Genomic DNA, 13,064 nt, shown 5'->3' on the forward strand with positions numbered 1-13,064 from the left:
AACATTAAAGCAGGACACCCCGCATGAATAAAAAGGCAACGGAGAAATAGATTACCAGACCGGTGACATCTACCAGGGTAGCCACGAAGGGAGCGGAGGATGTCGCAGGGTCTGCCCCGAATTTTTTTAGTACGATCGGCAGCATGCTGCCAGCCAGCGTACCCCAGAGAACAACTCCGACAAGGGAAAACCCCACGGTGGTAGCAATCAGCATGGAATGTATCCCGTAGGTGTGGAATATCTGGTTCCAAAGCATTATCCTGGTAAAGCCAATAATGCCAAGTACGGTTCCCAGTAAAAGACCTGACAGGATCTCTCTCCGTACAACCCGCCACCAATCGCCGATATTGATCTCCCCCAGCGCCATGGCCTGTATGATCAGCGTAGATGCCTGGCTGCCGCTATTCCCACCGCTTGAAATAATGAGCGGTACGAACAGGGAAAGGACAACCGCTTTGGCTATTTCGTCTTCAAAATAACCCATGGCTGTAGCGGTGAGCATTTCTCCCAGGAACAAAACGACCAGCCACACGACACGTTTTTTGAAAAGTTTCAGTAAAGGGATTTCCAGATAGGGTTCGTCCAATGCTTCAGTACCCCCGATCTTCTGTATATCTTCCGTAAATTCTTCCTGGGCAACCCACAATACATCATCGATGGTAACGATTCCCAACAATACTTTGTTATTATCCAGGACCGGCAACGCCACGCGATGGTTCATTTTGAAAGCCTGGCTGGCTGTTTCCTGGTCATCATTTACGTTCAGGGCAACATACCGGTTGTCTATCACATCTTCTATTATTTTTTCCGGGTTGGCCAGGATGATCTCCCGGATCCGTATGTCATCGATAAAAAAACCTTTATCATCCACCACATAGATCACATCGATGGTCTCGCTGTCCTTTCCTTCCTGCCGTATATGTTCAATGACCTCCTTTACAGTCCAATCCTTTTGGACAGCTATATAATCCGGGGTCATCAGTCTGCCTACGCTGCTTTCCGGGTAACCCAACAGCGAAAGGGTGATCTTTCTTTCTTCCGGGTCCAGGGTCTTTATCAATTCCTTGACCACTTCGCTGGGCAATTCTTCCAGGAAGGAGGTCCGGTCATCCGCCGAAAGATCATTCAACAACTCCGCAGACTTAAAGGCGGGTAACTCCTGAATGATCCTTTTCTGAGTGGAGACATCCAGGATCTTGAAGGTACTGGCAGCCCGATGGGTGCTCATGTTTCCAATGATCTGGCTCTCGTAGTCCGGGAAATCGTTGATCAACTCCGCGACATCACTGATATTTTGATTGTTCAGGAATTCCCGGATCTGCAATACGTCTTCCGACTGGGTGATCTCCAGGAACTGTTCCTTCGGCGTATCCTGTTCATGATCTAAAGGCATAGGCCAAACCTACATCAAAATTCTCAAATCCGCTATATGCGGATACGCTTAAAATGGTAACTTGTCGGTTTAAATCACCTTAGCGGATGATCTTACCGAACCTTGTAATTGCCCCGACGCCCCAGAAAGGAAGGGGAGTATTCACGAATACAGATATCGATCCGGAAACGATAATTGAAAAATCTCCAGTGATTGTTATGGGGACCGAAGAACGAAAATTACTGGACCAGACTCTGTTACACGATTATATTTTTGAATGGGGGCATGACCAGGATCTTTGCTGCATGGCGCTGGGTTATATTCCCCTGTATAACCATGCTTATAACTCCAATTGCGAGTACTCGATGGATTATGACGAACAGTTGATCTCTGTAAAAACAGTCCGTCCGGTAAAAGCCGGGGAGGAACTGGTGATTAACTATAACGGGGATTGGAATAATGAGACTCCCGTCTGGTTCGACGTAAAAAGCTGAATGTTCCGGTAATGCATAGTAGAAAAATAGGGAATGATAACAGAAAATTAATGCCTTTTCCGGCTTAATACAGGCGCATATTTAAGTGAAAAACTGATCCCGATACTGCTCATTCTCACCTGGCCAAACCCAACACCGCTTCCGCTTAACGGAAGTTTCATATAAGGGGCCACCTGGATGGAAAGATCATTGCTGATCCCCGTTTCTACGCCGAGGGATAAATTTGCGGCAGAGAACAGATAGGGTTTATTCAGCTGATATTCGAATGGACGGCAGGTCTCGATGCCAAAAAAATCGTAATAATAATTTGCTTTTTCACTTGTTCCAAGATAGGAGGATACACCACCGCTTACAAAAAAGGTCGTATTGTTCACCACACTGAAGTCGTACCGGATATTCAGGGGGATCTCCAGCATGTGGAAAGACCCTTTGATGAAATTTACATTATGCAGGTTATTGGCCTGGTAGAAATCGTAAGGAGCATGGTAGTCTCCTGCTTTGGCAGAATAGTTTTTTCTGGAATAAAGAAGACCCGAACCTATGTACCATCTGGGGGCAAATTGATAATCCACAGTTATTCCAAAAGAGCTGCCAGGTTTGTCCCCTGCCTGCGATTGAACCGACGAAAAATCCGGCGCAAGGAGCGCACCGAATTGTAAAGTCCGGTTGATATGCAGCCCTTCCTTCTTTTTGTCTGCAGGGATAGGGGGAGCTATGGCGGTAAATGCCCTTAAGGCTGAATCATCGACCCGGGGTCTGCGTAATAAAGAGCTGCCTGCCGTTATTTCGGACCGCAGGGCTTCCCTTTTTTGAACAGGGCTACTATTATTGCTATTATTGGTATTATTATCCTGAATCTTATGGTCACGGATATTTATTCCATTCTTCTGTTCCATAATATCCTGCATCGGGTCAGCCTGCTCACCGGACACTATGATCGGATTATGCCTGTTTCCCTGACCATTTTTCCTGTTTTTGGTTCCTTTTTCCTGTTTGAGGAAAGTTTCTCCCGGTAAAGCAGGTTTAGAATTATTGCCTGGGAAAGTCTTTGACTTTCCGGTAAATACTGTTCCTCTGCTTAAGTTTTCCCTTGTCCGGTCTTCCATACCCGGATGGCCTGCGGCGGCTGCATTTCCCCTGTTAAGGCCGGCTGCCGAATGGTTTAGGTCAGTCTCAGATTTATCCGGTTCAGAAGTAGAGTTAGATGTATGGTCTGTAGTTTTTGGTGATAGATCAGCGTTTGCTCCTGCCGGTTGGCCGGCTTTTACAATAGATAAAGATCCGCGGCCGGGCGGGCTACCTGTGGACTCCTGCTGATTAATTTGTGGTAAAGTCGAATGTGGTACGGCCGAAGCTGTAGACGGTTTGTTATTCTTTCCTGGTTTTATAAGAAGGTAAGATACGCCTATCAAAAGCAGAATCGCAGGTGCAAAATAAAACGGCAAACGGCGGAACCCGCGCAGGGGGCCTGTACCCGTACCCGGATTGAACCTACCTAATTCCTTATCCAGGCACCCTTCCAGGTTTTCCCAGGAACGGGAACCTAAAAGGGAACCCGGGTCATATTCCTGGGCCGCTTCCCTGCTTAAGCGGTCAAGTTCTTTGTCGGATAGGTTAAACATATATTTGCTGGTCAGTTTTTTTGGTCAGGATCTTCCGTAAGTTCTCCCTGGCTTTTGATAGGTTGGATTTGGAAGAGCCGACGGAAATACCCAAATGGTTGGCTATTTCTTCATGAGTCAATCCTTCTATGACAAATAAATTGAAAACGGTGCGGTAGGCGGGCGATAACAGACGGATAGCTTCAATAATCTCTTTATAGGATAACACATCCAGCCCCGTCTCCTGTTTATCGGCGATATTCTCCGCGTCCTCTGACAGCATCTGCCCATTGATATAAGAAGCGTTCTTCCGGTAATGATCTATGCACGTATTGATCAAAATGCGTTTGAACCATCCTTTCATGGAAGCTACTATATCGGCATGCCGTGATTCCTCGAATTGATGTATATTTTTAAAAAGTTTGATAAATCCCTCGTTCATGATCTCTTCCACTTGTTCAAGGTTATTTTGATAGCGATAACATATTTTCATAGCATAGTCCTTGAGCATATAGTATAGCTCTTTTTGGCTTGCCCGGTCATTCAGACGGCAACCCTCAATCAAAGCGTGTATTTGCGTGTTTCCTGCGATCAAATGGGATGTGCAATATTAGAATGTGTAATAATATAAACGCGCAAACTACTTGTACCTGTTTGGAAAATACGCAAATGAATTGTTAATGGTTGCTACCTGCAGGAAATAGATAGGTGTATAACAGGACCAGTTCTACATCTCCATGATAGTCAGGAAGATGTAGAACTGTGAGGAAAAGGAATTTCACCTCATTGTGTGCTGGCTGGCTTGGCGGATCCTTGTTATTTGCGGTTTTTGAGTCCTTCTTTTCGGGTATTATCGATGACATCCAGCAATCCACCCCTGAAAAGGTCTTCCGGAAGTTGCCAGAACATGATCCCTCCCAGGCCTTTGTCGAGAGCATATTGCGTTTTCAGCCTGACGGATAAGGTATCGTCATAGGTGACAAAGAATTTTTCCCGGGCATTATACATGTAGGGCGCCTGTGCTACAGGGTCCCAATGAAAGACGTACCCGCTGTCTTTGGACAGAACCGTTGCCTGGTCCTTGTAGGACACTCCTTTTTTAAAACGACTGGGCCTGTACAACCCATTATTTACGCTATCCACGTTCTCAAAGATCCGGGCATAGAAGGCTAGGCCGATGGCCAGTTTACTCATGGGAACTCCTGCTGAATCGAGGAAACGTACTGCATTGTCAGTAGACTCGACCTGTTGGGGTGTGGAATAAAGAGGAGTATGATGGCCGGATATAGTATCGTATCCGTTTACCAGATCGTAGGTCATCAGGTTGATATAGTTTACCCGGGGTGTGACCTTTTTCCAGTCGATCGAATGTTGGAGATATTTGGTAAACCCGCCCGCTGCGAAACTGATCTCCTGCTGTTTCCCTAATTTTTTCCGTAACTGTCTGATCAGATCGGTAAAATTATCCTTGTCCGCCGGAGAAAAAGGATAGCCCGGTACATTGGTAAGGGCTGGATATTCCCAATCCAGATCGATCCCATCGGTATGGAAATACGCTGCGGTTTCTTTTACAGACCGGGCGAATGCCCTGCGGTCTTTTTTGGAGGCAAAAACTTCCGAACAACTCCGGCATCCGCCCCATCCGCCAAGGGAAAGAATGACTTTCAAACCCGGGTTCTTATCCTTTAAAGTGACCATATGACGGATAATGGTGCTGTCATTGGCATTGGAAACGGAAAGGCGATTTCCATTCAAATGACAAAAACTAAAAATGATATGGGTAAGTTTGTCTGTGGCAAAACTATCCAGCGCCGCATTCTTTCCCGCATAATAGCCGATCACGGCAGGCCCCTGTTTGTCCTTCTCTCCCGAAGTCTTTTCCTGACCCTGGCAGGTTGAAACGGAAATATAGCTGAGAAAAAAGAAAATGGCTGTTTTTAGGAGATTGGTGTTCATAGAGTTTATCCGTGAGTTTGTCTGAAAAGTACCGAAGTTAAGTCGTTTGTAATGTAAAATTGCCAGGTATCATGAGAACTAATTCTTTATTTTTAAGTTCATAAACGATAACCAATGCCTTTACGACCAACCAACGAAAATTCCTTTTCCGGCAGATGGAAAAGAAGAGAATTCCTTTCTTCAGCTCTTGGAGTTCTGGCCGGATCTTCCCTGTTAACGGGTTTCCATCCGGCAAAGGCGGTAGGCTCCGGTCTTACTATCCGCCAGGTGATAGATATCATCGTGGCCACTATCCCCGGCGCCCCCTTCAAAGAGACGGTGGATACGGTAAAATCGGGAGACCCCGATCAACCGGTAAAGGGAATCGTTACAACGATGTTTGCAACGGATGCCGTCATTGAAAAGACCATCGGATTGGGAGCAAATTTTATTATTGCCCATGAGCCTACTTTTTATACTCACCAGGATAAAACGGATTGGCTGGCAGATGATCCGGTATTCCGTTTCAAAAAAGATCTGCTGGAAAAACATGGGATCGTCGTTTGGCGTTTTCATGATTATATACATACCCTTCGCCCTGACGGAATACTCATGGGTGTGCTGACTTCCCTGGGCTGGGAAAAGTATTATAATGAAGCGGCTCCCGAGATCCTCACCATTCCGGCAACTTCTCTGAAGGATATCATCAAACACGCCAAAAAACAATTAGGAATTGAAAAAGTAAAGGTCATCGGCGATCTTTCGCAGTCCTGTCAGCGCGTAGTGGTCATGCCGGGAGCCTGGGGTGGAGATGCACAGATAAAGACGGTCAGGAAATACAAACCGGATCTGCTGATCTGCGGAGAATTGAACGAATGGGAAACCAGTGAATATATTCGGGATGCCCGTTACCAGGGACAGGAGACCTCCCTGGTGGTGCTGGGTCATTCCGTAAGCGAAGAACCGGGAATGGAATGGTTGCTCCCCTGGTTGCAGCCAAAGGTGCCGGGAATTAAAATAAGTCATGTGCCTTCCGGGGAGGCTTTTTCATGGGCGTGATTTGGCTTATGTCAACGATGTATTAAAAATTTGGACTGATTTTTCTCATGAGCCAAGAAATAGCCAGGCATTTGGAGGAAATTCAACCGGGCTAACCATCGACTAAAGAAACAGCTCGAAAAAAATGTCCAAATTTTTAATACATCGCTGACATATAACATTTGGTGTGACATTATTTTGCAAAGATTGAAATAAAAAAAGCCCGCTGTTTTTGCAGCGGGCTTTTGACCTATTAACGAAACTTTTGTTGTACTTTTTTACTTATTTTCTTACTTGCATATTGGCATACTTACTACTTGCTTACCTACTTGCATATTTGCTTACTTACCTACCTGGCTACTTGCCTATTTGACTACTTCGGCGCGGATGACGTTTAAGGCGCCACCGGCTTTGAACCATTGGATTTGTGGTTCATTGTAGGTGTGATTCAGGGTTACCTGATCTTTACTGCCGTCCTTATGGTTCAATACCATCGTTAAGGATTTGCCGGGAGTAAAAGAATCCAGGCCGGTAATATCGATACTGTCGTCTTCCTGTACTTTATCATAGTCTTCCTTAGCCGCAAAGGTCAGTGCCAACATCCCCTGTTTTTTCAGATTGGTCTCATGAATACGGGCAAAACTCCGTACAATGATCGCACGTACGCCCAGATGCCGGGGCTCCATGGCCGCATGTTCACGGGAAGACCCTTCTCCGTAGTTCTCATCACCAACTACAACGGAGCCGACTCCGGCTGCCTTGTAAGCACGTGCAGTAGCCGGTACCGGGCCGTATTCCCCGGTAAGCTCGTTCTTGACTGAATCCGTTTTTTCATTATAGAAGTTTACGGCTCCGATCAGCATATTATTGGAAATATTATCCAGGTGCCCCCGGAATTTCAACCAGGGCCCAGCCATGGAGATATGATCGGTCGTACATTTCCCTTTTGCTTTGATGAGCAGTCTCAGACCCTTCAGATCTGTTCCTTCCCAGGCGGAAAATGGTTCCAGTAATTGCAAACGTTGAGAATCGGCCTTTACCGCTACCTGTATGCCTTTCCCGTCTTTGGCCGGTGCCTGATAACCTGCATCTTCCACGGAAAAACCTTTGGGGGGAAGCTCCACTCCGGTTGGTTCGTCGAGCATTACATCTTCTCCCTGTTCGTTCCTTAATTTATCCTTCAACGGATTGAACGTAAGATTACCTGCAATGGCAAAGGCGGTGACGATTTCAGGAGATGCCACAAAGGCATGCGTGCTTGCCAATCCATCATTACGTTTGGCAAAGTTCCTGTTGAAGGAAGTAATGATCGAGTTCTTACGGTTGGGATCGTCGATATGACGTGCCCATTGACCGATACAGGGACCGCAGGCATTGGCTAATACCACACCGCCAATCTTATCGAAGGTATTCAGGAATCCATCCTTTTCAATAGTATAACGAACCAGTTCCGAACCGGGGGTAATGGTGAATTCGGCCTTGGTCTTTAATTTTTTGTCAATGGCCTGCTGCGCCAGGGAGGCAGAGCGGCTGATATCTTCATAGGAAGAGTTGGTGCAGGAACCGATAAGAGCGACTTCCAGGCGTTCAGGCCAGTTATTGGCTTTGACAGCCTCAGCGAATTTGCTGATGGGCCAGGCCAGGTCTGGCGTGAAAGGGCCATTCACATAAGGTTCCAATTCATCCAGGTTAATCTCTATGACCTGGTCGTAGTAATTGGCGGGGTTGTCGTATACTTCTTTGTCAGGGCGGAGATAATCTTTAACACCATCGGCCAGTGCGGCTACTTCTTCCCGCCCTGTAGCCTTCAGATAGGCTGCCATTTTCTGATCGTAGGCAAACACGGAACAGGTCGCCCCGATCTCGGCGCCCATATTACAAATGGTGCCTTTACCCGTGGCGCTCAGGCTATCGGCACCTTCTCCGAAATATTCCACGATGGCCCCGGTTCCGCCTTTTACGGTAAGAATGCCGGCAACTTTTAAGATAACATCTTTCGCTGATGTCCAACCGCTCATTTTACCGGTCAGTTTTACACCGATCAGTTTTGGCATTTTCAACTCCCAGGCGAGACCCGCCATTACATCTACGGCATCTGCCCCCCCGACGCCTATCGCAACCATGCCCAAACCACCGGCATTCGGTGTATGGGAGTCGGTTCCGATCATCATACCCCCTGGGAATGCGTAATTCTCCAGAACTACCTGGTGTATAATACCTGCTCCTGCTTTCCAGAAGCCGATACCGAATTTATTAGAAATAGAAGCGAGGAAATCATATACTTCTTTGTTTACATCCAATGCGGTAGCCAGATCTGATACGGCGCCCGTCTTGGCCTGGATCAGGTGATCGCAATGCACTGTTGAGGGTACCGCTACTTTATCACGACCGCAGGTCATAAATTGAAGCAGGGCCATTTGTGCAGTGGCGTCCTGCATGGCTACACGGTCCGGAGCAAAATCTACATAATCTTTCCCTCTTTCATAGGCCCGGGCAGGGGGTTCGAAAAGATGTGCGTAAAGGATTTTTTCAGCCAGGGTGAGCGGTTTTCCTACTAATTTACGTGCGGCATCCACTTTGGAAGGCATCCGTCCGTATAAGTTTTTAATAAGATCAAGATCAAAAACCATGATAAATTTATTTAATTATTAGATGTAAGGCGTTGATACAGACGCATAGAGTGCCCGGTATCGGATTATTGAGGATGCGAAATTACCTAAAAATTGCGTTATTATAACGTTATAAGAGTAACATTAATGGTGGGGGTTTTGTTGTTTTTTTTTAAATTACAGGCATGAACAGATTTAAGCACTTTATCGAATGGCAGGTGTTTGGTGTTTGCACAGCCATCGGCGATAAAATGGGGATCGCTACTTCCAGGATCCGGACCTGGTTCATCTATATATCCTTCCTTACGATGGGGTCTCCCCTGATCATTTATTTTGTCCTGGCTTTCTGGATGAATATCAAACGATATATTCTGTCCGCCCGCCGGAATCCGGTTAAATATTTATAGGGGTTGTTGCCCCCGGCTGTTTCCGCCGCAGGCAATAAAATATGGGACAATAGGTGCAGGGTATTTTTTTCAAAAACCCGAAGTGCTCCTGGCTGCTCCCCGGCTGTTTCCGCCGCAGGCCAACAAATATGGGACAATAGGTGCAGGGTATTTTTTTCAAAAACCCGACGTGCTCCTGGCTGCTACCGGCTGTTTCCGCCGCAGGCAAACAAATATTGGACAATAGGTGCAGGGTATTTTTTTCAAAAACCCTGCACCTATTGTCGTACCTTCCCCTAAATCCATAATCATTGTTCCAATTTGATTATTCCTATACAGACTACGGGCAATTGATGAACGATCTTGCCAGAAGATTTAATGTGCCGGTGGTGAACCAGGAAATGGTTTTCCCTGAACATATAGCCTCCGGCAACATGTTATTTGTAAAATTGCCAAACAGCATCCAGGTCAATATCGTCAATTGCAGGATGAATCAGGACTGGCTGATATGCCGCCGGAAAATAAAAGAAGAATTTTACACGCTCCGTTTTCATGAACTGACCATACCGGATACGCTGGAGATCCGTATAGGTAAGGAACGCCTCCGGGAATCCAATACTACAAGATCTATTGCCTATCTAACCAATACCTTATCGGACTGGGCCTACCTGGGTGCAAAAGGTACTGTCTTTAAAGGGATCGATGTTTTGTTCGATGCCAGTTGGCTGGCTGGTTACCTGGGAATAGGCAATATCGATGACGTTTTATCGACCTATCTATCCCTGCAATTGGAAGGAGTGCATACGGAACCGCTTGATAGCGAATACCGGAGGCTAATGCAGGAAATCACCGAAGTAGAGGAGTCCAGCCCTATGCGGCTGGCAATTATACAAAACCGGATCATGCTGCTGATCGAGCGTTTTTTTCTGCGTATTTATGAGCGGAAAAAGAACAACTATTTTGACGTACCCTTGTCCAAAACGGATATCGACCGTATGATGCAGGTGGAGACGGTACTCACCAGGGATATATTTGAGCCTGCTCCCACGATCAGCCAATTGGCAAAAATGGTATCCATCAGCGAATCGAAGCTCAAAAAAGATTTTAAACTGATCTACGGGTTGCCTGTCTACGAATATTTTCAAAAGATCCGTATGCAGGCGGCAAAAGACAAATTGTTGTCGGGCGACCATTCCGTAAAAGAAGTGGCTATGGAACTGGGTTATTCCAATCTCAGTAATTTTACCATCGCTTTTAAAAAGGAATTCGGTCTTCTTCCCAGTAAATTGCTTACCTCCATTTAACGGTAAATCTTATGCCGGCTCCGCAGGCCATATTGCAGCCCTTGTGTACTTTTGAGCTTCATGAACCCCATTTATAATCTTTGCGGCTATCCTTATCCCTTTTGCGGGCAGTAATAGTGCCGCAATAGGGATAGTTTTGCACGATGTTTGTACAAAGGCACCTGTCCTTTTGTCCCGTTTTTAATTCCTCATTTTCCAGGAAAGACCAGGTCGATCCGTTACCTTCTGAAAGAAAGATGTAATATCTACTACCCCTGAATCCATATCCGGTGTCTGTTATGGGATACCGATCCAATGATCCTGATCCAATAATCCTGATCCAAAAATCCAAATCCAATAACCTGAAGGAAACCTGCGAGTCACATCAATCCTTCTATCTAAAAATGGGAAACCACTTTGCGGATTTTAACTAATTGTTCCAGCAACCCCCGTAAATGATCGAGGCGTAGCATATTAGCGCCATCGCTTTTGGCTACTGCAGGATTAGGATGGGTTTCTATGAACAAGCCGTTTACACCGGTGGCGATAGCAGCTTTGGCAATGGTGCCGATCATCTGCGGATTGCCACCGGTCACCCCGCTCGTCTGGTTGGGCTGTTGAAGGGAATGGGTACAATCCATTACGACCGGGGCGCCCTGTTCCTGCATCCAGGGGATATTCCGGTAGTCTACTACCAGATCCTGATAGCCAAACGTATTCCCCCTTTCTGTCAAAAGTATCTTTTCATTACCTGCGTTCCGAATCTTTTCCACGGCGAATTTCATGGAAGGTCCGCTAAGGAACTGGCCTTTTTTAACATTCACCACTTTTCCGGTTTCGGCTGCAGCAATCAGCAGATCCGTTTGGCGGCAGAGAAACGCCGGAATTTGCAGAATATCTACATAACGTGCAGCCGGCGCCGCTTCATCGTGGGCATGTATATCGGAAGATGTTGGCAATTTGAAGGTTTCTCCCACTTTTTTTACCAGGGCCAGGGCGCTCTCATCCCCAATGCCGGTAAAAGAACCCGCGCTGGTACGGTTGGCCTTCCGGTAAGAAGCCTTGAAAATGTAAGGGATGGCCAGGTCCCTGCAGATTGCCGAAACCTTATCCGCTACTTCCATGACCAGTTCTTCGCTTTCCACAACGCAGGGACCGGCAATAAGGAAGAAATTGTTTTTATCGTAGGATTGATGCTGACATAACGTATGTATAAATTCCATGCCGCAAAAGTACAGAAATAGCTTCATGCATCAAGCTTCAGGATAAAGGCCTGAAACTCCCCTGAAGCATCTTTGCCGCTTGAAAAAAAGCCTGGCCTGCAGCTTGCAGCTTATAAGCTTGCGGCTTATATTTGCGGCCTAAACGATTGATAATGACTAAAGAAAAAGTATTGGTGATCGGAGCAAGCGGACAAATAGGGGTAGAACTGACGCTGGCTCTGCGCAAGATATATGGCAATTCTAATGTGGTGGCCTCCGATCTGAGGGAGGAAAATGAATTATTGAAAGGCAGCGGCCCCTACGTTTCCCTGGATGTGATGAATAAGGAAATGCTTCATGTACAGGTGATCCGGCAGAATATTACCCAGATCTATCTGCTGGCGGCTATTTTATCCGCTACCGGAGAAAAGAACCCCAATCTGGCCTGGCACCTCAATATGCAGGGATTACTGAACGTTCTTGATATAGCCCGGGAAGAAAAATTAACTAAAGTATATTGGCCCAGCAGTATTGCCGTATTCGGTCCTACTTCTCCCCGCCAAAATTGCCCGCAACGTACGGTCATCGAACCAAGTACTGTATATGGGATCAGCAAATATGCCGGTGAATTCTGGTGCAATTATTTTTTTGAACGTTATGGGGTCGATGTAAGAAGTATACGTTATCCCGGTTTGATCAGCTATAAATCCGCCCCTGGAGGTGGAACGACCGATTATGCGATCGAGATCTTCCACGAAGCGCTGGAAAATCGCCAGTATACCAGTTTCCTGGAGGAAAGTACTTATCTGCCTATGATGTATATGCCCGACGCCATCCGGGCTACTATCGAACTTATGGAAGCACCGGCGGCGAAGATTTCTGTCCGTACCTCGTATAATGTAGCTGCGTTGAGTTTTTCTCCAAAGGAAATTGCCGCGGAAATCAAAAATCATATTCCGGATTTCTCCATCAGCTATGCTCCCGATTACCGGCAACGGATCGCCAACAGCTGGCCCCAAAGTATCGATGATTCAGTTGCCCGCGGAGACTGGGGTTGGAAACCGGAATATGACCTGGCCCGTATGTCTGCCGATATGCTGGAAAATCTGAAGGGGTAAATCAGAAGAATTAAATCTGAAGGGAG

Annotated in this window: 11 protein-coding genes; 5 read left to right on the top strand and 6 right to left on the bottom strand. The window is 46.5% G+C overall.

Annotated elements, in window-relative coordinates; all coding sequences use genetic code 11:
- Positions 1-4: 4 nt before the first annotated feature.
- A complete protein-coding gene (mgtE, locus tag ACX0G9_RS20690) occupies positions 5-1,393 on the bottom strand; it encodes a magnesium transporter (protein ID WP_459066856.1) in 1,389 nt (462 codons plus the stop codon).
- A gap of 86 nt (positions 1,394-1,479) precedes the next feature.
- On the opposite strand from mgtE, the gene ACX0G9_RS20695 reads away from it, so the two are divergent.
- The gene (locus tag ACX0G9_RS20695) at positions 1,480-1,866 is read left to right on the top strand and encodes an SET domain-containing protein-lysine N-methyltransferase (protein ID WP_459066857.1); all 387 of its coding nucleotides are present in this window, start codon (positions 1,480-1,482) and stop codon (positions 1,864-1,866) included.
- Positions 1,867-1,913: 47 nt separating this feature from the next.
- Here ACX0G9_RS20695 and ACX0G9_RS20700 read toward each other — a convergent pair whose 3' ends face one another.
- From ACX0G9_RS20700 to ACX0G9_RS20710, 3 genes are all read right to left on the bottom strand, one after another.
- Positions 1,914-3,488, bottom strand: coding sequence for a porin family protein (locus tag ACX0G9_RS20700; RefSeq protein ID WP_459066858.1), 1,575 nt, complete (start codon positions 3,486-3,488; stop codon positions 1,914-1,916).
- Positions 3,481-3,978 carry an RNA polymerase sigma factor gene (locus tag ACX0G9_RS20705; RefSeq protein ID WP_459066859.1) on the bottom strand — a complete coding sequence of 166 codons (498 nt, stop codon included), beginning with the start codon at positions 3,976-3,978 and terminating at the stop codon, positions 3,481-3,483. The genes ACX0G9_RS20700 and ACX0G9_RS20705 overlap by 8 nt, the downstream gene beginning before the upstream one ends.
- A gap of 305 nt (positions 3,979-4,283) precedes the next feature.
- Positions 4,284-5,423, bottom strand: a complete 1,140-nt coding sequence (locus ACX0G9_RS20710; protein ID WP_459066860.1) for a glycoside hydrolase family 18 protein — start codon at positions 5,421-5,423, stop codon at positions 4,284-4,286.
- 114 nt (positions 5,424-5,537) lie between these two features.
- On the opposite strand from ACX0G9_RS20710, the gene ACX0G9_RS20715 reads away from it, so the two are divergent.
- Positions 5,538-6,461, top strand: coding sequence for a Nif3-like dinuclear metal center hexameric protein (locus ACX0G9_RS20715; protein WP_459066861.1), 924 nt, complete (start codon positions 5,538-5,540; stop codon positions 6,459-6,461).
- A gap of 344 nt (positions 6,462-6,805) precedes the next feature.
- Here the strand turns inward: ACX0G9_RS20715 and ACX0G9_RS20720 are convergent, their stop codons facing one another.
- Entirely contained in the window at positions 6,806-9,070 is a 2,265-nt protein-coding gene (locus tag ACX0G9_RS20720; RefSeq protein WP_459066862.1) for an aconitate hydratase, read from the bottom strand.
- A 164-nt stretch (positions 9,071-9,234) separates the two neighbouring features.
- Here ACX0G9_RS20720 and ACX0G9_RS20725 point away from each other — a divergent pair, with 164 nt between their 5' ends.
- Together ACX0G9_RS20725 and ACX0G9_RS20730 are read left to right on the top strand one after the other, a co-directional pair.
- Positions 9,235-9,456, top strand: coding sequence for a PspC domain-containing protein (locus tag ACX0G9_RS20725; RefSeq protein ID WP_459066863.1), 222 nt, complete (start codon positions 9,235-9,237; stop codon positions 9,454-9,456).
- A gap of 290 nt (positions 9,457-9,746) precedes the next feature.
- On the top strand, positions 9,747-10,739 hold the full coding sequence (locus ACX0G9_RS20730) for an AraC family transcriptional regulator (protein WP_459066864.1): 993 nt from the start codon (positions 9,747-9,749) through the stop codon (positions 10,737-10,739).
- A 377-nt stretch (positions 10,740-11,116) separates the two neighbouring features.
- Here ACX0G9_RS20730 and kdsA read toward each other — a convergent pair whose 3' ends face one another.
- Complete coding sequence (gene kdsA / locus ACX0G9_RS20735; RefSeq protein WP_459066865.1) at positions 11,117-11,968, bottom strand: 3-deoxy-8-phosphooctulonate synthase; 852 nt, start codon at positions 11,966-11,968, stop codon at positions 11,117-11,119.
- Positions 11,969-12,093: 125 nt separating this feature from the next.
- On the opposite strand from kdsA, the gene ACX0G9_RS20740 reads away from it, so the two are divergent.
- A complete protein-coding gene (locus tag ACX0G9_RS20740; RefSeq protein ID WP_459066866.1) occupies positions 12,094-13,038 on the top strand; it encodes an NAD-dependent epimerase/dehydratase family protein in 945 nt (314 codons plus the stop codon).
- The last annotated feature ends 26 nt before the right edge of the window (positions 13,039-13,064 follow it).

This window comes from Flavitalea flava (genome assembly GCF_054461575.1).

Coding starts and splice junctions, on each gene's coding strand:
- ACX0G9_RS20740 (WP_459066866.1), top strand. CDS start 12,094: ATGACTAAAGAAAAAGTATTGGTGATCGGAGCAAGCGGACAAATAGGG.
- ACX0G9_RS20720 (WP_459066862.1), bottom strand. CDS start 9,070: ATGGTTTTTGATCTTGATCTTATTAAAAACTTATACGGACGGATGCCT.
- ACX0G9_RS20695 (WP_459066857.1), top strand. CDS start 1,480: ATGATCTTACCGAACCTTGTAATTGCCCCGACGCCCCAGAAAGGAAGG.
- ACX0G9_RS20725 (WP_459066863.1), top strand. CDS start 9,235: ATGAACAGATTTAAGCACTTTATCGAATGGCAGGTGTTTGGTGTTTGC.
- ACX0G9_RS20710 (WP_459066860.1), bottom strand. CDS start 5,423: ATGAACACCAATCTCCTAAAAACAGCCATTTTCTTTTTTCTCAGCTAT.
- mgtE (WP_459066856.1), bottom strand. CDS start 1,393: ATGCCTTTAGATCATGAACAGGATACGCCGAAGGAACAGTTCCTGGAG.
- ACX0G9_RS20715 (WP_459066861.1), top strand. CDS start 5,538: ATGCCTTTACGACCAACCAACGAAAATTCCTTTTCCGGCAGATGGAAA.
- ACX0G9_RS20700 (WP_459066858.1), bottom strand. CDS start 3,488: ATGTTTAACCTATCCGACAAAGAACTTGACCGCTTAAGCAGGGAAGCG.
- kdsA (WP_459066865.1), bottom strand. CDS start 11,968: ATGAAGCTATTTCTGTACTTTTGCGGCATGGAATTTATACATACGTTA.
- ACX0G9_RS20705 (WP_459066859.1), bottom strand. CDS start 3,978: ATGCTCAAGGACTATGCTATGAAAATATGTTATCGCTATCAAAATAAC.